The organism is Bradyrhizobium sp. 160, assembly GCF_023073735.1.
In the GTDB taxonomy this organism is placed as follows: Bacteria; Pseudomonadota; Alphaproteobacteria; order Rhizobiales; family Xanthobacteraceae; genus Bradyrhizobium.
This window is the reverse complement of sequence record NZ_JADPKD010000067.1, coordinates 65315-85576: the sequence shown is the minus strand read 5'-3', so window position 1 is coordinate 85576 and position 20262 is coordinate 65315. Positions and strand designations below refer to the sequence as shown.

The 20262-nt window shown below is 59.9% G+C and carries 18 protein-coding genes and 8 pseudogenes; 12 read left to right on the top strand and 14 right to left on the bottom strand.

The genetic code is table 11. The annotated features are described in order from the left end of the window. Positions 1-34: 34 nt before the first annotated feature. A pseudogene (locus IVA98_RS27845) lies at positions 35-240 on the top strand (hypothetical protein); the annotation flags it as partial. Between the two features lie 285 nt (positions 241-525). On the opposite strand, the gene IVA98_RS27840 reads toward IVA98_RS27845, so the two are convergent. Then, on the bottom strand, positions 526-1263 hold the full coding sequence (locus IVA98_RS27840) for a TetR/AcrR family transcriptional regulator (protein WP_247355895.1): 738 nt from the start codon (positions 1261-1263) through the stop codon (positions 526-528). Positions 1264-1465: 202 nt separating this feature from the next. Here IVA98_RS27840 and IVA98_RS27835 point away from each other — a divergent pair. From IVA98_RS27835 to IVA98_RS27820, 4 genes and pseudogenes are all read left to right on the top strand, one after another. Continuing rightward, a pseudogene (locus tag IVA98_RS27835) lies at positions 1466-1720 on the top strand (FAD-binding protein); the annotation flags it as partial. Next, positions 1689-2080: pseudogene (locus tag IVA98_RS27830) on the top strand (antibiotic biosynthesis monooxygenase family protein); the annotation flags it as partial. The pseudogenes IVA98_RS27835 and IVA98_RS27830, both read left to right, overlap by 32 nt. Beyond that, positions 2079-2369, top strand: a pseudogene (locus IVA98_RS27825) (methyltransferase family protein); the annotation flags it as partial. The pseudogenes IVA98_RS27830 and IVA98_RS27825, both read left to right, overlap by 2 nt. Before the next feature lie 143 nt (positions 2370-2512). Beyond that, positions 2513-2971 (top strand): nuclear transport factor 2 family protein, encoded by a 459-nt coding sequence (locus tag IVA98_RS27820; protein WP_247356091.1) that lies wholly within the window; start codon positions 2513-2515, stop codon positions 2969-2971. On the opposite strand, the gene IVA98_RS27815 is transcribed toward IVA98_RS27820, so the two are convergent. Beyond that, the gene (locus IVA98_RS27815) at positions 2968-3201 is read right to left on the bottom strand and encodes a DUF736 family protein (RefSeq protein WP_247355893.1); all 234 of its coding nucleotides are present in this window, start codon (positions 3199-3201) and stop codon (positions 2968-2970) included. The genes IVA98_RS27820 and IVA98_RS27815 overlap by 4 nt on opposite strands. Between IVA98_RS27815 and IVA98_RS27810 the strand changes: the two are divergent. The 3 genes and pseudogenes from IVA98_RS27810 to IVA98_RS27800 form a co-directional block, all read left to right on the top strand. Further along, positions 3200-3551, top strand: a pseudogene (locus IVA98_RS27810) (methyltransferase domain-containing protein); the annotation flags it as partial. The gene IVA98_RS27815 and the pseudogene IVA98_RS27810 overlap by 2 nt on opposite strands. Positions 3552-3639: 88 nt before the next feature. Next, entirely contained in the window at positions 3640-4842 is a 1203-nt protein-coding gene (locus IVA98_RS27805; protein ID WP_247355891.1) for a multidrug effflux MFS transporter, read from the top strand. A 149-nt stretch (positions 4843-4991) separates the two neighbouring features. Further along, positions 4992-5843, top strand: a pseudogene (locus IVA98_RS27800) (efflux RND transporter periplasmic adaptor subunit); the annotation flags it as partial. A 350-nt stretch (positions 5844-6193) separates the two neighbouring features. Here IVA98_RS27800 and IVA98_RS27795 read toward each other — a convergent pair. From IVA98_RS27795 to IVA98_RS27775, 6 genes and pseudogenes are all read right to left on the bottom strand, one after another. Next, positions 6194-7318 (bottom strand): PAS domain-containing sensor histidine kinase, encoded by a 1125-nt coding sequence (locus IVA98_RS27795; protein ID WP_247356090.1) that lies wholly within the window; start codon positions 7316-7318, stop codon positions 6194-6196. Positions 7319-7323: 5 nt separating this feature from the next. Further along, a pseudogene (locus IVA98_RS27790) lies at positions 7324-8097 on the bottom strand (alpha/beta fold hydrolase). A 105-nt stretch (positions 8098-8202) separates the two neighbouring features. Then, a complete protein-coding gene (locus IVA98_RS27785) occupies positions 8203-8574 on the bottom strand; it encodes a response regulator (RefSeq protein WP_247355890.1) in 372 nt (123 codons plus the stop codon). A gap of 275 nt (positions 8575-8849) precedes the next feature. Further along, positions 8850-9425, bottom strand: a complete 576-nt coding sequence (locus IVA98_RS37780; RefSeq protein WP_524536432.1) for a DUF3320 domain-containing protein — start codon at positions 9423-9425, stop codon at positions 8850-8852. Between the two features lie 29 nt (positions 9426-9454). Next, entirely contained in the window at positions 9455-9784 is a 330-nt protein-coding gene (locus IVA98_RS27780; RefSeq protein ID WP_247355888.1) for a hypothetical protein, read from the bottom strand. A 195-nt stretch (positions 9785-9979) separates the two neighbouring features. Further along, positions 9980-10717, bottom strand: a complete 738-nt coding sequence (locus IVA98_RS27775; protein WP_247355887.1) for a Crp/Fnr family transcriptional regulator — start codon at positions 10715-10717, stop codon at positions 9980-9982. Positions 10718-10893: 176 nt separating this feature from the next. Here IVA98_RS27775 and IVA98_RS27770 point away from each other — a divergent pair, with 176 nt between their 5' ends. Continuing rightward, entirely contained in the window at positions 10894-11442 is a 549-nt protein-coding gene (locus IVA98_RS27770) for a LabA-like NYN domain-containing protein (protein ID WP_247355885.1), read from the top strand. Between the two features lie 314 nt (positions 11443-11756). On the opposite strand, the gene IVA98_RS27765 is transcribed toward IVA98_RS27770, so the two are convergent. The 3 genes from IVA98_RS27765 to IVA98_RS27755 form a co-directional block, all read right to left on the bottom strand. After that, the gene (locus tag IVA98_RS27765; RefSeq protein ID WP_247355883.1) at positions 11757-12581 is read right to left on the bottom strand and encodes a Cof-type HAD-IIB family hydrolase; all 825 of its coding nucleotides are present in this window, start codon (positions 12579-12581) and stop codon (positions 11757-11759) included. 375 nt (positions 12582-12956) lie between these two features. Continuing rightward, the gene (locus tag IVA98_RS27760; protein WP_247355881.1) at positions 12957-13655 is read right to left on the bottom strand and encodes an ABC transporter permease; all 699 of its coding nucleotides are present in this window, start codon (positions 13653-13655) and stop codon (positions 12957-12959) included. Beyond that, the gene (locus tag IVA98_RS27755; protein ID WP_247355880.1) at positions 13652-13924 is read right to left on the bottom strand and encodes a hypothetical protein; all 273 of its coding nucleotides are present in this window, start codon (positions 13922-13924) and stop codon (positions 13652-13654) included. Before IVA98_RS27755 ends, IVA98_RS27760 begins: the two co-directional genes overlap by 4 nt. A 535-nt stretch (positions 13925-14459) precedes the next feature. Between IVA98_RS27755 and IVA98_RS27750 the strand changes: the two genes are divergently transcribed. After that, the gene (locus tag IVA98_RS27750; protein ID WP_247355879.1) at positions 14460-15467 is read left to right on the top strand and encodes a DUF6352 family protein; all 1008 of its coding nucleotides are present in this window, start codon (positions 14460-14462) and stop codon (positions 15465-15467) included. An 82-nt stretch (positions 15468-15549) separates the two neighbouring features. On the opposite strand, the pseudogene IVA98_RS27745 reads toward IVA98_RS27750, so the two are convergent. Together IVA98_RS27745 and IVA98_RS27740 are read right to left on the bottom strand one after the other, a co-directional pair. Further along, a pseudogene (locus tag IVA98_RS27745) lies at positions 15550-16461 on the bottom strand (Mrp/NBP35 family ATP-binding protein); the annotation flags it as partial. Next, positions 16427-18469 carry a 4Fe-4S binding protein gene (locus IVA98_RS27740; RefSeq protein WP_247355877.1) on the bottom strand — a complete coding sequence of 681 codons (2043 nt, stop codon included), beginning with the start codon at positions 18467-18469 and terminating at the stop codon, positions 16427-16429. The gene IVA98_RS27740 and the pseudogene IVA98_RS27745, both read right to left, overlap by 35 nt. A 119-nt stretch (positions 18470-18588) precedes the next feature. On the opposite strand from IVA98_RS27740, the gene IVA98_RS27735 reads away from it, so the two are divergent. Then, complete coding sequence (locus IVA98_RS27735) at positions 18589-19341, top strand: biotin/lipoate--protein ligase family protein (protein ID WP_247355876.1); 753 nt, start codon at positions 18589-18591, stop codon at positions 19339-19341. A gap of 7 nt (positions 19342-19348) precedes the next feature. Then, complete coding sequence (locus IVA98_RS27730; protein ID WP_247355875.1) at positions 19349-19912, top strand: DUF6505 family protein; 564 nt, start codon at positions 19349-19351, stop codon at positions 19910-19912. Between the two features lie 120 nt (positions 19913-20032). Here IVA98_RS27730 and IVA98_RS27725 read toward each other — a convergent pair whose 3' ends face one another. Continuing rightward, the gene (locus tag IVA98_RS27725; RefSeq protein WP_247355874.1) at positions 20033-20188 is read right to left on the bottom strand and encodes a hypothetical protein; all 156 of its coding nucleotides are present in this window, start codon (positions 20186-20188) and stop codon (positions 20033-20035) included. Positions 20189-20262 lie beyond the last annotated feature (74 nt).

Here is a 20262-nt window from a genome sequence, read left to right as displayed (position 1 = left end):
GCGCTGGGCCGCAGTGATGTTGCGGGGGTGCGTCATGGAGCTCGAATTCTACCAAGTCTCGCACGGCGGGTTCGGGTCATTGCCGAGAAAGCAGACCCCTTCACACGGCGTCGGCTGCTGCTTGCCGAGCGGTACGACGCGAAATGAGGCGGCTCGCGTCCCGCGGGCTCGATCGAGCGTCGGCTGCCGGTGCCGCGCACCACGCCACCGGCCTCGATCTTCTCCGGACCGGGCGAGGCCTGCCCGGAGTACAAGTCCGAGCGGCCGGCCCTTCCTCGCCTACTCGTCGTCCTCCGTAAGCTTCGTCTCGAGCCGGTGGCTGTTCAGCTTGGCGGTGCGATGCCGAAAACCGGTCCCGCGCATCAAGACAGACCGAGTGTGCCGGCGACACACACACATACACATTATTTTGCGGAGCCATTTTCCCGAGCGGGTCGGCGCGCGGGGATCATCGTGCGGACGGGTATCGCAACCGATAGTTCAACGGCGTATTTTTCCGCGATCTTGCTACCAATCGAAAGCTCTTCAGCCTCCATGATTTTCAAACCGGTCGCGGTTGACCACATCGGTCACGCACGATTCAAATTTTGTCTTTTGACCTTGGGCCACGCGAATGTCCGCCAATTGGTCGTTGCCACGGTGCGCAGCGATGAACATGGCGACGGCCGACCGGCAATAGGATTCGATTTCGTTGTCGTCCTCTGCTCTCGCCTGATCGAAGCGTGCGATCATCAGGAGATCGGATCCTTTGAAAAGCGCGGCAAAAAAGTGGGCGGACCGGCGAGGATCGGGCACGTTCAGAACCGCCTTTACGTGCAACTGACGCAACAGGGCCTCGATTTGGGCGGTGATATGGGCGGGGCGGGCTTCGTAATGGAGCTTGCTTAACGACTTTTGATTTGTCGTGTCGGCCATGATCATGGCTTCGACATTGCGGACCTCCGGCTTCAACAGCGTGCGAAGCAGGGATGATCCCACCGCCATGAGCTGGTCTTCGGCCGAACCGTCGACGCCTTCAAGAAGGATCTGTGGTGCAAACAATTGATGGCAGCCGGCCGCGATGGCCGCGCTGAACAGCGCCTCCTTGTTCTCGAAATGCCTGTAGATGCTGAGCTTGGATATCTTCGCCCGCTGGGTGAGCTTGTCCAAGGTCGTCGCTTGAAAACCCAATTCCACAAAGAGTTCGCTCGCGGCATCGAGGATCGTTTGGCCAAGCGCCTCGTTGGCGGGCCGGCCGCGCCGGCGCTGGATATTTTCGGGCACGACAATTACAGTCCTTGACAGTATCCTAATTCTTGCATTACGATACCATGGAGTATCTGAAATGTGCAAGCCCACGGTGACTTCCATGCAACGACGAGCCCTACTGAAGTTGGCTGCGCTTTCCACCATCGGCCTCGCGCGCGCTCAGGCCACCGCCAAGCCTAACGCGTCCCCCTCCATCCCCAACACGGAGCTTATCCCCATGGATGACGTCATCATCATTGGCGGCAGCTTTGCCGGTCTCGCCGGCGCCCTGCAGCTCGGCCGTGCCCGCCGCAAGGTCACCGTTCTCGATACCGGCCTGCCACGCATCCGCTTCGCCGGCCACTCGCATGGCCTGCTCGGCCACGATCACAAACCACCGCTGGACATCCTGGCCGAGGCGCGGCAGCAGCTGGCGCGCTATCCCACGATCAAGCTGGTCAATGCCCGGGCCGAAAGTGTCTCCGGCGCCATCGCTGGCCGCCATAAAACCATTCAAACCTCTAGACGAGAAATTTCCGTACTCGGTATCGCGGCCGCGCCTGTCGTGCTCATCAACTTCTTCACACTCGATTCCGCCGACGAAGCGGGCTTCCTGGACGCTTTCAAGGCGGCTGCCGAGATCATAACGAAGCAACCGGGCTTCATTTCCATGCAACTGCACCGAGCGATCGGCGATAGCCCGACTTACCTGAACTATGTGGTGTGGGAATCCACCGAGACGGTCCGCGCCGCCTTCACTGATCCCGAGTTCCTCGCGAAACTTCCGGCATATCCGTCATCGGTCGTAGCCAGCCCGCACCTGTTCCAAAAGGTCGCCGTCCCCGGCTTTTGCGGCGGGGCTGTTCCGGCGGCTGGGCACAAACGTCCCGCCGTCGCAGCCAACGACCCTCATCGCAACGACCGGTCCTTATCGGTGGACCCGCAATCCCATGTATCTAGGAATGGCGCTTATCTATGCCGGCCTTGCGATTGGCTTCGACCGGCCGATCGCCTTCGCCTTGCTCCCATTGGTGCTGATCGCGATCCAGACGCAGGTGATCGCCCGCGAGGAGCGCTATCTCGAAGCGAAGTTCGGCGACGACTACCGCCGCCACAAGGCCGAGGTTGGCCGACGGCTCTGACTATTGCGCCGCTGCCGTCTGCGTGGTCGCCCGTCAGCCAGCTTTCCCAACAGATCGCGTCGTTACCCGGAGCAGCTTTCAGTATCTGGAAAGTATCCATCCGTCTTGCAGAGCCGTCGGCTATCCAACAACAGGGTGCATCAATGGTCTACAGTCTAATTGTCAAAAAGGAGATCCGCAGGAGCTTCGATCATGTCAACAACCAGCGTTGGGATGATGCTGCAAAGGGCCTAACACCAAACGCGTATCACTGGGTTGCCGGAGATCATGCGTTGGGGGGTGAGCGACATGGAAAGCGATCGGTGAAGCAGTGGTTCGAGCGCATGGGCCGTGTTTTCCCGAAGCTTCACATAGATATTGAGCAGGTCGAGGTGACGGGTTGGCCATGGAATACCACAGTGTTCGTCAAGTGGCGGGCCAACGCGAGGCTACTTGACGGCCAAAGCTCGTATGTGAACAGGGGCGTCCACGTCTTCAAGTTGCGATGGGGCAAGGTTTATTCGATTGAGGAATACTTCGACTCGCAGGCTGCAGAACGAAGCCTCGCTATCCAAGCTCGTGCCGGTTTGGATGAAGCTGCGGCGGGACCAATCGTGAGTTAACGCGGATCATTCGTGTGATGCCGCCATCGGAGCACAGATTCCCTTCTCCGGTTGCCGCGGGCGCGGTTGTCCTTCGAAGTCCGGCGCCAGGCGGCACCGATCTCAACGCATGAGACGATCACACGCAGGTCTGGCGCCTTTTCGCTGGTGGAGACGGGATCGCTGGAGACGATGCGCGCTTTGGCATCGGATCGCTTGGTTAAGAACGTATCAGAACAAGGATATGGCATGGCAGAGCGAAATGCGGATCAGGTCACCAACTGGAATGGCCAAAGCGCGGAGCGCTGGCCAGCCCACCAGGCCCGGCTCGACGCCAGGCTGGCGGTGTTCGGCGCCCGCGACGGACGAGCGCGTGCTGGACGTCGGCTGCGGCGCGGGCGCGTCGAGTCTCGCTCTGGCCGCCCGCTTCGGCGCGGGAGGCCAACTGCTGGGCGTGGACATATCCGAACCGCTGATCGCCCGAGCGCGCGCGCTTGCGCCACAGGATACGCCGGTCCTGTTCCGGGTGGCCGACGCCAGCAGCGCCGAGCTGCCCGAGGGGGCGGGTGACAGTGCACTCAATCGATCAGCCACCCGCTTCACGGGTCGAACGATAGTCACAACGACAGTTAAGTGCACTGTCACCGTAATCCTTGATCTACCTATCAACCTAACACGCGAAGGGTCCCATGGCTGACCTGATCAACACCGCGCCGCGGGACATTCCCACCTCCAGCCCCCTGCCCATCGCCGTCCTTTCCGTCCTAACCGCGATGGGAACGCTGGCGACCAACATCTTGCTGCCGTCTCTGCCGCACATTGCGATCTCATTGAATGTCACGAGTGCGGCGGTCACGTCCGCCATCACCGTCTATCTTGCGGTGTTCGGATTGGGCCAGCTCCTGGTCGGACCGCTTTCGGATCGCTACGGAAGACGTTGGCCGGTCCTGATCGGATTTGCCGTGTTCTTCGCGGGCAGCGTCTGGTGCGGTCTGGCAACCGACCTGCCTAATCTCCTTGTCGGCCGCGTCGTGCAGGCAACAGGTGCTTGCGCGACGGCAGTGCTGTCTCGCGCCATCGCCCGCGACATATTCAGCGGCGCAGCGCTGGCACGCGCGATGGCGCTCATCATGATCGTGATGTCCGCTGCTGCCGGGTTCTCGCCACTGCTTGGCGGCGCACTCGACCAGAGTCTGGGCTGGCGCGCAGAATTCGCGCTGGTCGCGGCCTTTGCTGCCGTCAGCGCCGTTGCCTACGGCATCGTTCTCGGCGAAACCCACAATTCGATCCGCACCCCGCTCAACCCAGTTGCCATCGGCAGGACCTATGCCGGCCTGATTGGCGACGGTCGCTTCGCTATCCCCGCGACCACCTCGAGCCTCATCATAGGGTGCATGTTCTCAATGTTTTCGGCGGCACCGCGCCTATTCATCGAAGCGCTGCACTTCACGCCGATCCAGCTAGGCCTCTTTTTCGTCGGCACCGTCTTCATCGTGTCCGCCGGGGGTATGCTTGCAACAAGATTGGCACCACGCTACGGGCTCGATGGCCCGATCCGGGCCGGTTTGTGCGCGACGGCCGCCAGCAACCTTGCGATCCTGCTCATCTCGATAATCAGCGCGACTTTCCTGCCTTTTCTGGGTGCGATGTGCGTTTTTCTTCTCGGCGCGGGTGTTGTCATTCCACTGGCCACTGCGCGGGCGCTTTCTCCATTCGGGGAGAAGGCCGGCGCCGCCTCGGCGCTGCTGGGTTTCTTGCAGATGATGATCGCCGCGATCGGCGTATGGCTTGCTGCCGCAGTGTCACATGAAGCAATGTTGGCGCTGGGCGTCGTGATGAGCGCGTTTTCCCTGCTGGCTCTTGGCGTGTACGCGCGGGGCCCAGGATCTTGATTGCGCATGACTCCGCGCGCGTTTCTTTTCAGTCGCTCGTCAGCTTTTCGAAGTGCGGCTTATACCGTCGGACAAACGCGGCAAAGATTAGCCATAGAGTTAGTTAGTTGGCCAGTCGGTTAGGGTACGCAGAAGAGATGGATGCTGATATGAGTCACCGGCTTATCGAGGCCGCTCCCTATTCCAGGCTGTTGGCAGGCGTGTCGCTGGCCCTGATGGCGGCTTCGCTGGCCGGGTGCAATGACATCGTCGCTGAGAAGGCCGAGCCACCGCGGCCGGTTCTGGTCGCAACCGCGCATTATGATGCCGAGACGCCGGAGCGTAGCTTCCTCGGCACCATCAGGCCCCGGATCGAGAGTGACCTCGGCTTTCGCGTTGCCGGCAAGGTTGCAAAACGCCTCGTTGAGGTCGGGCAGACCGTCGAAATCGGCCAGCCGCTCGCCACCATCGACGAGGTCGATCTGAAGCTGCAGGCCGAAGAATCCGTCGCCGAGCTGACCGCTGCGACCGGCGTGCTGGCCCAGGCTGCCGCCGCCGAGCAGCGCGCCAAGGATCTGAAGGCCAAGGGGTGGACCACCGATGCCGAGACGGATTCGAGCCGTGCCACCGCCGACGAGGCGAGGGCGCGTCTGAACCGGGCCGAGCGCTCGGTCGAGCTGACCAAGAATTCGCTTTCCTACGCGACGCTTGTTGCCGACGCCCGGGGCGTCGTCACCGCAACGCTGATCGAGCCCGGCCAGGTGGTCGCCGCGGGCCAGGCTTCGATCCGTGTCGCCCGCTTTGCCGAGAAGGAAGCGGTCGTCGCGATCCCTGAGACGCTGGTTGGACGTGCCAAGCCGGGCGTCGCCAGCGTCACCCTTTGGTCGGAGCCGGACAAGAAGTATGTCGCGAAGCTGCGCGAGATCGCGCCGACCGCCGATCCGGCCACGCGCACTTATCTTGCGAAATTCTCGCTGCCTGAGGCCGACGACAAGGTCGCGCTCGGCATGACCGCGACGCTGACTAGCTGGATATTCGACGCGCGCCAGCATCCTGCCACGGGCATGATCGTTGAGGAAGGCGCCATCAAGTTACTTCGCGTAGCCTTGTGATCGGAGCCAGGCAATCCGACGCTCTCCATTCAGCCAGCCATCAATATCGGCTTTGCTCGTGAAGCCGGTGATTTCTCGAGGCTCTGCGCCTGGATACTCGGCGATGATAGTCCAATCGCCCTCAGATTTGCGAACCGGTTTGAAGTTCACTTTTATTTTTGCCATGCCGGACCATGCAGGAAACCTAGCGGAAAAGGAACCTCGTCCTCCACAAAATAGGTAGTTACCCACCAACGGCTATCTTCCCCGAGAGAAGTAGTTCACGCCTCCGCCGAAAGCGGCATAGTGAACGTGAACTTGGTTTCTTCACTCGTCGAGCTGACGGTCAATTCGCCGCCGTGAGCTTTTGCAATCTGCGAAGCGATGTAGAGACCCAGTCCGAGCCCCTGGCGGCTGGCATGAGCATTCCCGCGGAAAAAGGGCTCGAACAGCTTGTCCATCGCGGCTTGTGGGATCGGCTGGCCGGCGTTGGAGACCCAGAGCTCGAATACGCGCTCCCTTGTTTCTGCGTGAACAATCACGGGCTTGCTCGAAGATCCGTGCGTGAGGGCGTTCCCGACGAGGTTGGACAGCATCTGTCCAAGCCGTTGGCCATCACAGTTCACGGGCCGCTCGATATTGAATTCGGCCTGAATGATCCGACCTGGCGAGGCCAGTCTTAGTTCGTCCACGACGCCCATGAGCACCGGCTCCAGCGGCTTTCCGAAATCGAGGTTCAACCGAATTCCACCGCCAAGCCGTCCACGAGCCAAATCAAGCACGTCATCGATCAGTCCTGCCATTCGCATGACAGTGGTCTGCATCATGGCAATAACCTGCCGCTCTTTCTCGGTCTGGACGGTCCTGTCGAGGATACGTACCCCGGCACTGATCGAAGCGAGGGGATTACGCAGGTCATGGCCGAGAACCGCGATGAACTGCTCTCGGAGCTCTGACGTTTCGTGCTCTCGCTGCAAATTGACCTCGGCAGATCTTTCGCCTGTTCTGGCTGCCTCGCGGGCTCGAAGAAGCTCCTGTTCATAGCGGCGACGATCAGTTGCTCTGCTGAGCGCTAGGCGGATCGAAAGAGGCTTGCCGTCCGTGTCCCGACGCTCAGTTGCGTTAGCGATCATCTGGAGCCGCTGCCCGTCCGCCTTGATGACGTCGACGGCAAATTCATCGAACGAACCCTGCATTCGTAGGAGCGGCGCGATGTGAGTTTCATAGTAGATGCGCCCAGCCATCGTCAGAAAGTCGCTGAAGCGCTTTCCGATCATTTGGTCGGCGGTATGACCGCTCCAGCCGGTCAAAGTTCGATTCACGTACTCCATCCGGCCGTCAGGCGACAGCGAAACGTAACCGCAAGGGGCGTTCTCGACCATGTCGGTGAAGTCGAGGGAGACCATGCCGGTCACACAAAGGTTCGCATGGCGGACACCACTTCTTCCGGTGCGCTGAGGTTCGGACAATGCCCCGTGGCCCTGAGAACGATCATCCGGCTGTTCGGGATGGTGCGTTGACGAAGTCGCCAACATTCTGGCTGGCGATAATGTCCTCGCTGCACTGAAGAACGAGGGTTGGCACGGCAACACGGGCAAGGTCTTCGCGGTTGTCCGAAGTGAAGGTCACGCGAGCGAATGCCTTGGCGATGTCAGGATCGGTTCGGCAGAAGCTGTTGGTCAGCTCCTTGCCCAGCTCGGGGCGGTCCGGATTGCCCATGATCATTGGCGCCATCTGCGCGGACCAGCCCATGTGGTTGGACTCCAGAAATTCCAGCAGCTCTTCGATCTGCTTTGCGCTGAAACCACCGGTGTATCCTGCATCATCAATATAGCGGGGCGAGGGGCCCGAACATTCCGGGCGCCTTTTCGGCGGCGATCACGCCGATCATGCTGCTCACGGAATGGCCGACGAACACGGCGTCCGAAAACTCCAGCTCGCGGGCGATCTCCACAACGTCGGTCGCGTAGCCTTCGAGGCTGGAATATTTGGCTCTGTCGTACGCGCTTAGATCCGAACCCCCGGCACCGACGTGGTCGAACAGGACTGTCCGAAAGTCGGCTTCGAAGGCCGGAGCCACGAAGCGCCACATGTTCTGGTCGCAGCCGAAGCCATGAGCAAACATCATCGCTTTTGCGCCGGCACCTTGAATATGCACGTTGTTTCGTTGAAGCACTTTCGACATGAACCACCTTGTATTCCCTTGCGCCGTTTAGCTGGCTTGCCTCACGGGTGAAGGCGAATCTACGCTCTTCCCGATTAAGAGCCGGATTACCTGACGAGTGATCGATCAGGTAGTTCCGGTCAGTTCCCGCAGAACCGCGACGACTTGGGCGCCACGGTACGGCTTATGCAGAAACACGCTGCCGGCCGGCAAATCGGTATCTTGGATGTGGACGTGACCGGAGGTCGCGACGATCTTGATCGGCGGCCAACGGTCGCGGACGAACTGGGCAAGCTTCAACCCGTCCATCGAACCCGGCATTTGAATATCGGTGAAGACAACGTGGATGTCGGAGCGGGCCGAGAGAATGGCGATGGCGTCCTCGGCAATATTCGCCGAAATGACCTCAAAGCCTGCGTGTTCGAGCACCTCGACGGAATCCATCCGCAGTAGGAATTCGTCTTCGACGATCAATATGACTGGGCTCGAACGCGCCATTCCAGTGCAATCCTCCACGCGGGCAAGCGCGCCATCAAGGTATTGTTCCTAAAATCAAGAGCTTGCGTGTTATTCGGCGCACGGTTTGACCCCCGATCGGCGCCGAAGGTTGACCCCAGCCAACACTGCCGAAACGCTTGAACCATCACCGGAATGTTAATCAGGTGTGGGGTCAACGTTGGAAGCCGACGGGGGTCAAAGTTCGGCGCTTATACAGTCAGTACCCGTCGAGCCAACGGATGGCCATCCCGTCGGAGAAAAGGCTGTCTCCAGACCTATCTAAGGCCGATAGTGTCGGTGGGGGACGCCCCCGGCATCCGCGCCTCGCAGATCGCCGCTAAGGCCGACGGCGGTAGGCCGATGTCAGAGACCCGGCTGTCGCCCGCAGCCAGGACACGTCCACGCCGACGCAGCTGCCTCGAAACGATCCCGAGTGGATGCGGCAAGGCGACCGAGGCGGAAGGGCTCCTGCATTCCGCGGATGACGTCTTCGATATCATCCAATCCGCCGTTTCGGAGCGCTGCGGCCAGGCCGGCCAGTTCGGGGAGCGGATGTCACTATGGTCGCGTCCCTCCGGTCCTCTGTAGGGCGCTTTGTCGCCGACGACGGCATCGTGCGGCCAGACGATCTGGCAGGCTCCTTCGTTCGTCGGAACCGTTCGCCGGCCTAGCGATGCCATCACGATCTTCTGGACCTCGCCCGATCTCATGAAACCGTGCGCCCGCGCGATCCGATCGACGAGAACGTCAAGATAGATCGGACCTTCGATCGCCACGACTGATCGACCATGCTCCGTAAGGTTCCGCGGTAGCCGACATCGTAGGATCGGTCTCGAGCGGGGGTAGCCCACCGCGCTTGGGTCGGCCTTTGCGTTGCTCGTCAAAGGCCTCGGCTCCGCATCCTTTGCTGCGCACCGGATGGACCACGCGCGTAAACTTTAGCGGGCTCTGTCTCTTGGCGGTCGTCGCTCGCCGGATCCGGCGGCGTTTCGCTTTCGCTGGTTGTTGCTTCAGCTTCCCCACTCGGTATTTCCGCGCGTTTCGCTTCGCGCGATTCATGCTCCAGGGGAGCTGGCTCCGTTGGCGAAGAGGGCACTTCCTCGAGCTCGACGATCGGCCGCGAAGCGGCCATGATCCACACGATCTTGCCCGGCTCGAAGTCTGCCGCCGGCTGCTCCATGTCCAGACACAGCCGAAGGGTATTCGACATGGTCACCAACTACGCGCTGGGCCTACCAGGTGGCAAAGGCGCCAAGCGGTCGCAGCTCGGTGATGACGCCCTTAATCGTGCCGTCGATGTCGCTCCGCATCATGCTCACCGTGTCTCCCATAGCGAGCCGATCGAGATGGTCTTCCCGAATATTAAACGAAGCCCTCCTATCGGATCTATGCACACCTATCGGATCTATGCACAGAAGACGCCGCCGCCAAGTTGGCGCTCGTACTCCCGTTTGATCAGGCGCCAGCAAGAACAAGAGATCTGTGCCAGTCTGGGTGCATCCCGAATGAGGATGTGAGCCCGCTTCATTTCGATGAGTCCCTCCCTCCTGAGTAGAACCAAGCAATCCGTCACTCCCGCACGACGAACTCCGAGAAGCTGCGACAACACCTGGTGGGTGAGCGGGACGTCCTCAGATTGAAGAGCATCACGTGCAAGCAGAAGCCATCGCGAGAGGCGCTGTTTCAGCTGATGAGCGCTATTGCATGCGCCCGATTGAACCGTCTGAACGAACACGGACCCGACATAGGTGTGCACCACAATGCGAAAGTGTGGCAAGTCAGCAAGGGCACGCCGGAACTGGTCCACCCCCAACCGATATGCTGCACCTGAAACAAGCACACTACGGCGGTGCAACGGCTGCGCGTTACGCGTCAATGCGAGGGGAGCTCCGACGAATCCTTCTGAGCCGGTCAGCCATACCTCGACGAATTTTTGAGGGCCCACCTTGGCCCCGACCGCGACAAGCCCAGTCTCCACAAAATAGATGTGCTGCATGCGAACGCCGTATCGGTGGAGCACTTGGCGTTTCGTGAGAGGCACCTCTTCTGACAGCGATAGAACGTGGTCGAGTTCGTCACCTGGAAGTAAACGCAGCAATCTGTTGCGAATCTTGTCTGGCATCGAGCGTACGTTAATGGCCATGATTCATCTGTGTGCGCCCAAGTGTACGTTTTCGTACAAACAGATGAAAGCACCCTGCGGCATTTGGGCCGATCTGCCGCTCCGATGATGTTACATGAACCGCGCTTGCCACCGTTCAATTTCGGCGAATGAGCACTCTTGTTGAAAGCTGGAATACTAACGTGAGGTAGTTTTCGATGTCCATTTCCCGTGACACGATCGCACTCTTCATTGATGGTGCCAGCCTTCACCTAACCTCGAAAACGTTAGGGTTCGACATCGACTACAAGCGTCTACTCAGTGAATTCCAGAGCCGCGGAACGCTGCTTAGGGCTTTTTATTATACAGTGGTTACTCAGGATGAATCCTCTCCAATCCGCCAGTTGATCGATTGGCTGGACTATAATGGCTACACTGTCGTCACCAAACCGACCAAGGATTTCGTGGACGCGTCCGGCCGCCGCAGGGTCAAGGGCAGCATGGCGGTCGAGTTGACGGTCGACGCTATGGAGCTTTCTGCCCATATCGATGAGATGGTCCTCTTCTCTGGCGACGGCGACTTTCGCTACTTGGTGCAAGCGATGCAGCGTCGCGGTATCCGTGTGACGGTAGCATCCACTATTAGCACTCAGCCGTCCATTGTCGCCGACGAGCTGCGGCGGCAGGCGACTTCGTTTGTCGACCTGGGGGAAATACGGACCAGGATCAATCGCGTTTCTTTGTACGCAAAGCCAGCGCGAGCCTAGAGCGCACAAGTCGGTTGGGTAATGGCGGCGGCAGCCGCCTCTCGGTCAGGCTGAACTAGTCGTAAAAGCCTACGGGCCGGTTGGCCGAGGCTTTTACGTCCAGTCCACGGCGACGGTTGCGCGAGTGCTCGGCATGCGATGTCGGCCTCCGAGGCGAAGACATTCTGGACGGCGTTTCCTGCGCACATCACTCTCGGCCATTTGCCGTTGCGAGGCAGCCCAACCACACCCATCCCCGCCTATTCCTTCCGTTAGCTCGAAGCCTGCTTTGCGGCATCGCCGTTGATAGCTGTGCGCCAATGTCAACCGCCATTTCAAAAGACCCCCCGCCGCAAAATGAGCTTCCGCACCGCCTTGGCGAAACCATCATTCTCATTGCTATCCGTAACCGCGTTTGCTTGAGAGTTCACCTCATCGCTGGAATTCCCCATCGCAATGGAAAATCCGCTCTCGCGAAACATGAATACATCATTCGGCATGTCCCCGATCGCGGCAATCTGGCGAGGCTCAATATCGAAGAATTTTGACAAGGTAATCACGACCATTCCCTTGTTGGCCTTCGGGTGAGTCACATCAAGATAGTAGGGCTGAGAACGAGCGGCACTTGCAGTCTTGCTCAGAGCTCGTTGAGCCAATTCTTCGCAATCGGCCACCAGTTTAAGATCATCGGAGACGCCAACTATCTTCACAGCCCGAGCCAAATGTTCGTTGCTAAAGGATGCCACGACTGTCGCATCAAATTGTATCGTCGATGTCTCCCGTGCAACATGAGGAGCGTTCTTGTCGCGGATGAACCAGCCATCAGCAGTGAAAATCCAAGCATCGAGATGATGGTCGAGCATCAATTGGAGAGTCTGCCTCGCTGTCGCGCCACCGATCGTGTGGCTCTCGATGAGGGAGAGATCGGGGTTAACGAACACGCCACCGTTGAAGTCCGCAATCGGTCCCTGCAGATTGAGCGGTTCGACAAGCATGCTCATTCCGCGTGGGGGGCGCCCGCTGGTGATGGCAAGCACAAGGCCGGCATCATGCAGCTCCGCAGCTGCTGTTTTTGTCGCTTCGGTGAGCTTCTTGTCGCGGGTAACCAGTGTCCCGTCTACGTCGGCCAACAGCAGACGGATGTCGCGCGGCCCGTTCACAACATCTGTTCCGATGGCTTGACGTTGAGTTCTAGACGCTCGTATCGGTCGAGTGGGGGTCGCTTGGTCTTCTGGAACAACATTTGGTACCGGGCTCCGTCAGCGTTGAGGTTTGCGCGGGTGATCAATTCTCGCTGGTCGCTGCTTATCGCCATCCCGCGTCACCTTGGTGGGCTATAGGATCTCTTCTGCATGAACGTTAGACAAATGAATTATGCTGACACCTAAATACAGTTTTTCGGTTGAATGGATGGGCGTATGTCAAAGACCATCGTTACCGTTCGCATTGGCGAAGCTGGCGAAAGTGCCTAGCGCGGGATCATCGTGCCGAAGGAGCAGCGGTTCACCGCCGCGTGCAAGGTCGGCGGCGAGCAGCTACTTTTCTTCGGCGCAACCGACCACCAGAAGCGCGACGGTCGAGACAGCCACGCTCAGCATCAGCAGGATCAACCCCAGCCCAAGCGCCAGCGGAAGGTCGCCCTTGCTGGTTTCGAGCACTATCGCGGTCGTCATCGTGCGAGTGAAACCGTGTATGTTGCCGCCCACGATGATGATGGCGCCGACCTCGGCGATGGCACGCCCAAATGCGGCTAGGAAGGCTGTCAGCAGCGATGGTCTTCCGAGTGCGAATAGCAAGGCGACGCTGCGCAGGACCGACAAGCCGTCGGTACGCGCGAGGTCGCGGTACTCCGCCCAGAGCAATGTGGACGATCGGTGCACGAGCGCGACCACGATCGGCGCGCCAAGCAGCGTTTGGGCGATCACCATGGCAGTAGGCGTGAATAGTAGCCCCGCAGTTCCCAAGGGCCCCGAGCGCGAAAGAAATAGGTAGAGCCCGAGACCCACCACGACGGGAGGCAAACCGAGTAGCGCGTTGGCAAAGACGATGAGCACCTGCCGGCCCGGGAAGCGGGCGATTGCAAGCCAGGCGCCGACGGGAGCGCCGATCGCGAGCGCGACGATGCTGGCCGTTAGGCTGACGCGCACCGACAGAGCGACAATGTCGAGAAGCTCAGGATCGGTCTCGCCGATCAGCGAGGCGGCGGCGCGGATCGATCGTGCGAAGTCGTTCATCCCTCGCGCTTCAATGCTTGGCAGAACGTGTCTGCGCCGGTAAATGCGGCATCTCCCGCGGATCGTTGCGGTTCGACGAAGGACTGCACCGCTCCGCCCTGTTTTTCGCCGCCGCAGACATCCTCGCCGGCGACCAGAATGGTGGCGAGGTCAGTGGCGAGCCTTGGCGTGGGTTCATTCTCGATTTCGATTGCGACACCGACGACAATCGAAGTGACGCAATGGTTGCGGAGCGCCATCGAAAGCGGCGTACTCTCTTGGCCGGACATGGTGAGTTGATCTCGCATTCACGCGGCGTCGGATCGGGCGTGATCTGGAAGCTCAGCGAGCGCCGCCTGAACCAAGGATGGCCCTTCTCCGGTTCGGCGGTACGCTGGCAAGCCATCGTCGTTCGATAGCAGAGCGCGCCCGTCACCTGCTTCGGCAGCGAGATGTGACATGAAGGAGATCCGGAACGGACCGGTGAGGGCGGCAGCGAGCACACAAGAGACATTCGCCACGATCCTCTCCCTGGCCCAATTTGACGTCGCCGCAAGACCCACCTTCATTTCATTGAGCCGATGTCGACCGATCAGCGTCCGCCTCGATCGCGAACGACGACGATCAATCTTCCAATGACGTTAGACAAACAATGACGTTAGACAAACGAATTTTGCTGCCAGTTCAGTGCATTGTTATCGAGCGTAAGTTGCTGCGTTATCCTTAGAGATTTCGCAGCACGCGTGCATCGAGCCAGATTATTGCATTTGAGGTTCAAAGGCGCGATGATTGAGATCAGATCTCGCAATCTTCGCGTGAGGGTGAATGAAAGACTTTTGGCTTTCTTGCGGTCACCACTTGACGGATAGAGACGCCGGTGGCGCCTTGCTCATAACTGATGACCTTTTGAAGGCTTATCTGGCGCGACCGGAACTGATTCCGCCGCCCGAGGCATGTCTGGCTGAACAGACCTTGTATGCCGCGGTACTTTCCGATCCGCGCCGCCGCGTCAGAGACGAAGAAATTGCAGCGCTGCTCGACGCCGACGCGCGTGAGAACTGGAGCCTCATCATCGGCTTTCGCGATCGTCTTCTGCAGCAGAGAACGCTGGAAGCTGCCTACTTGGATCTTGTCCGTCGCGACGTCGGCAAGACGCCACCCCTGTTTTTAAACCAGCTGGTTCAGCTGATCCTCCGCAACGCGCTCGACGGTTGCAATGATCCATTTGTGCTTCGAGCCGCTGAATTGTTGTTTCGTCGGCAACGGCTGACGGTACGTGAAGGTGCGTTGATCGCCGCCGATGAGGAGACCATCGCCAGTACCGAAAGCGCACCGTTGTCGCCGCTGATAGCCATGCTCGAGTCCGCTGCGGAATCGTCGATCGACGTCATGGTTGAGGAGTCTGCGCATACTTACTGGGAGCGTAGCGATGCTTTTGACATGGCGCTCGACCTTACCGCTGGTCGGTCCGGATTGGCAAAACTCGGTGAGGTGATGGTGAGCTGGATCAAGCATATGCTCGCGATCGACGTCGATATCGAGCCGCTGACGGAACTGCACGACGTCAGATTTAGTTGGTATATTGGTCTTGACGCGGTGGGGACGCAAGTTGGCGACACCTTGTGGAATGCCGGTTCGCTTGACCCGAGGAGCGAAGCGAGCATCGTCGGCCTCTACCGGCTGACGTTCCACGACCGCACGATGTTAGTCGAAAACATCGGGTCGGAGCCCGTTTATCTGATCCTGGCGATGACACCTGATAAAATGCTCTATATGAAACCGCAGAACCTGCTGGTCGGCCTGCCGATCCGACATCCAGAACCGACAAGTTGAACCGATTTGAGGTTTCCGGCCACGAGGTTCGGGCCGTTGCCAGCCCGGTCGGCCAGGCACCAGCGGTGGACTCACGCAATATTCATTCGATGACGATACGCGGTGCGGGCTTATTGGCCCGTCCTGTCGACAGCGCCAGCCAGACGTGACGGGCGATCCCGATGTAGAGCTTGGCGTGGACGCTCTCGGGTTCCGTTGCAACGATCGGGCGCCCCTCATCCGACGTCATACGAATTCGAATGTCCAGGGGTATCTCTCCCAGGAAGGGCACACCGATCCGTTCGGCCTCGATCCGTGCGCCGCCATGGCCAAAGATCGGCGATACGTGGCCACAATCGGGACAGCAAAAGCTCGACATGTTCTCGATAGTGCCGAGCAATGGCACATTGACCTTCCGAAACATTGCGATGCTGCGCCTTGTATCGATTAACGCAATGTCCTGCGGCGTCGAAACGATCACCGCGCCTGCGAGCGGCGTCTGTTGTGCGATCGTGAGTGACGCATCGCCGGTGCCGGGCGGCAGATCGATGACGAGCACATCTAGATCTCCCCATGCGACTTCGCCCAGCATCTGGGTGATGGCCGATATGACCATCGGCCCACGCCAGATCATTGCGAGGGCTTCCTCGACGAGAAAGCCGACCGACATGACTTTCACGCCGAACCTCTCCATCGGCTCCAGTGTGCGCGCCCCGATCAGCCGCGGCTTGCCACGCAATCCGAATAGTTTTGGTTGCGAAGGTCCGTAGATGTCCGCATCGAGTATGCCGACCTTCAGCCCCTGCGCGGCGAATCCAAGCGCGAGGTTGCACGACGTCGTAGACTTTCCGACACCGCCCTTACCGGAAGCGACTGCAACAATATGTTTGATACCTGGAATACCGATTGGCTTCGGAGTCGCGCGTCCCCTTGCTTGGGTCTCGGTAACGGACATACCAATCTCCTGACGGACCGGCAGCCTATTTGAAGGCCTTGTTGGTCGGATTGTCCTTCCCCGCCTCGGGACACAAATAATCATCGGTGGTCACGGTCGGCGGGCGCGGCGCCGCGTGAGGGTCGAAACTTTCGTTGACGACGGCTTCGACGCGGCAGTGCTCGCACATCTTCACGACATCAATCCGCCGTGCATTGACGCCGGCAAACATCCAATGTGTTTGCTCAAGTTTGGCGACCACGCGTTCGATTGTGCTTTTCGTGCCGAAGGGCTTGCCACAAGCGATGCATTGGAACGGATCCTCTTCCTTCAACACCCGCTTCGGAGCGTTCCAGGCACGGAAATCCAGTTGCGGTTGCAGTGTTATGGCGTCCTCTGGACATGTCGCCTCACACAGCCCACATTGAATGCAGATGCTCTCGGTGAAAAGGAGCATTGCCCGGTCTGGATTGTCCGACAGTGCGCTGGTCGGGCAAGCGGCCACACAGGAGTGACAGAGTGTGCAGCTCTCATCATTTAGCAGCACGCTCCCGAACGGGGCAAGGGGCGCAAGGGCCACGGTATCGACCGGCACTGGTGCCGCGAGATACAGCTCGCGAAAGACCGTCTCGATCAGGCTACGCTTGGCGCCACGCGGAATAAAGCTTGCAGGCTTTTGGCTTGCAACACCAACCGGCGCTGCATCCAGCGTCGATCGGAGTTGATCGGGGTCATCGGTCTCGATGACGCGCACCAGACCATCACCGAAGCCGAGCGCTGCGACGATAGTCTCCGACGTCTCGACAACCCGCCGCAGGCCAACAGAATCGTGACGAGGCCGTGCACGTGTCAGCAACGCGACGCCGGCTGCGCCGTAAGCGAACGACGCCGCGATCGTCTCGGGCCCGACCTGCGTGACTTCGTTGACCCGGAGTGGAAGCACGTTCGCCGGCAGGCCGTCGCCAAAACGTGCCAGCGCGTCGATGAGCGGCGCGCCGTGATCAGCATCGTGAAGCAGCACGACGGCATTGACGCCGCCAGCCTTGCGGTAGACTTGCACCAGCGTGCGTAATCGTCGGATCAGCGCATCTGCGGCCGGCAGTGCATAGGATGCCGCTCCGGTTGGGCACGCCGCGGCGCAGGACCCACAGCCTGCGCAGATGGCGGGGTCGATTGCCACCGCGTTGCCGTTTGCAGTGATCGCGCCAGTGGGGCACAGGTCGAGGCAGCGGGTACAACCTGTAATTCCGGAGCGAGAATGGGCACAGAGCGAGTCGTCAAACTCGATGAAGCGCGGCTTGTCGAAACTGCCGACTAGATGGCCGGCGTCCGCGATCACTTTTTCGACCGCGGCGCGATCACGGGGATCGGCTCGCAAATAGCCCGGCCGCAATTCGTGGGCGGGAAACATCGGCGGGTCGCCGCTCAGATCCAGCACGAGGTCGCAGGTCGAAACTGCGCCATCTCGCGGAACTCCGAACTTCAGCCGGCGGCGCGACGAAGGCGCAGGGAATGCATAGTCGTCGATCGTGAGCTCGAATCGACCAAGATGCCCACGCCCATTGCGCACCCTTCCCCTCACGATCGGAAACTCGTTTGAGGGGGGAGGGGGCGCGTCCGCAGGCTCAATAAGGACCACTGTGATGTCGAGGCGGTCGGCGAGCCGGCGCGCCACCTCGATCGCCACTTCGTCGCGTCCGTAGATCAGGGCGATGCCGTTGCTCTCGAGCGTCACCGCCGCGACCGGTGACCAGTCTTCGGCTGCCGCCGCAATCAACGCTGCGGTCTTCGGACCAGCCGCGGCCGCATCCTTCGACCACCCCGCGGTTTCTCGAATATTGACGAAGGTAAGCGCTGATGAGGGAGCTAGATGTTCGGCAATCTCGCGGAACAACGATGCTTCCTGGGTGCAGGCGACGGTAACAGATGCACCATCAATGATCGCCGCCTTGAACCGGTCGATCTCGAGGCCGCAGAGTTGGTTCGCCTGAGCAATCTGGCCCGCACAGCCGCGGCCAATTGCCTGAGCGTCGAGCGGCATGGACTTCTCGCAGGTGCAGATCATCAGATGAGGTGTGGTATCACTCATCATTTCCTCGCGCTTGACGGCGGTATCTTACCTGCCCAGATAACCTCCACAGGACGTTTTGCAATGGAGCCGCGACGTTTGCGACTATCGATCAATTTGCACCAAGTAGGATGGATCGCATGATGTTGCGAGTCAACGAGGCCGAGCGGGTGCTCGACCTGCCTCCCGGTTTTAATTCCGTCTTGTTGCGTGAGAGTGGTGACGCCTTTGCTCATGGCCTCGCGATTGCGGCCCAAGCCGGCGCTGGAACGCTGATCTCGGTCGGGCGCTACGATCTCGTTGAACTTGGCGTCGTGCTGGAACCTTCCGAACCACTCCTATCGGCGCGGCGTGCGCTGTTTGTCGGAATGAATGCGATCGCGGACGCCATCGCGGCGTATTGTCCGCCCCAGCGGGAGGTCACTTTTACCTGGCCCGATTCAATTTTCTTCTCTGAGGGACTGTTGGGGGGACTGCGTCTCGGTTGGCCCAAAGACTGCGCCGAAACCGACGTGCCGGCCTGGCTGGTGCTAGGCGTCATGCTGCGCGTGGTTGATCTCAGTATCGAGTCCGGAGCGATGCCAAGCACAGTGTCGCTGATGGGAGAAGGTTTCGAGATGCTTCACACCGATGCAATCGTAGGAAGTTTTGCGCGACATTTACTGATTGGCTTCGATCAATGGACCGAAACTGGCTTTGATTCTGTCGCCAGGGCCTATCTTGCCCGTCTATCCAAGAGCAAACCCGGCGAGCGGCGAAGCATCGATCGCAATGGCGACCTTCTCGTTAACGCACCGCTCGATATGGGCGCCGCGGATCGGGTCAGCCTTCTTGACGGGCTCGCGCGCGTAGCGTGGTATGATCCCGGCCTTCGCAGCCCCAAAGCTGCTTGAGAATAGAATGCTGAAGCTTCCGCGCACCATCAGGCTCGACCCTTCGGATGACTTTGTGTTTGAACGCGCAGCTGGCCCAGGTGAGTGGGCGGTGTCAGGCGCCTTCGTATTCGGGGACTGCGACGATCCAACCGCTCTCGGCCAGAAACAAAGGGTAGCTCTGCGCTCGGGCTTCCTTGGTATCGAAAGCCTCGGCTGGTCGACGCTCGCCGTCGTAACCGAGGCCACCGAAGCGGAAATGCAAGATGCTGTTGACCGACTCGCCACGCACCTCCTGGTCCAATTCGGCGCGCCAGATCTTTCGGCAGCTCTCATTGCGGCCGAAGAGGAGGTCGCGTTTGCAGCGTCGCTCTGCGATCATTCGCCGCAGACGCTGCTCGCTGTCCAGCGAAGCATCGAGAATGGCGAACTGCGGGAGCGGTTCCGCACATTAAAGCCGCGGCAGTCAGCGCCGGGAGCCGATCGGCTGCATGCGTATACGCGCCCCTTCACTTTCCTGGAGATCGAAGACGAAGAGGTATCCGCCGACCAAGTTGATCTTGTCGGTTTGATGAAAACCCATCGGACGTGAGAAGCGCCACCGATTTCAACGGTGTAAAACACCTCAAGCGTTTTCACGCTCCCGAGGGTTCTCGGTGAACATCACGTCAAACAATCGAACCGCTCGCGCCGGCGCCATACTTGCCTTGAACTAGTTCATCCCGACGAGATTGTATCCGGGGTCGCCGACCCGTGCGCCGCTCGTCGAGAACGCGACATCGACCGTCTTCTGCTCCGCATGGAGGACATAGAACGCTCCAACTCCGATCGCTGCCGTGCAAATCACTGCCGCAATAAAAGCCTTCATGACGCTACCTCCAGAGATGATACTTCAACAAGGTAGTGCGAGCAGGATGCAACGCAAGAGAGGTTAATTGTCAT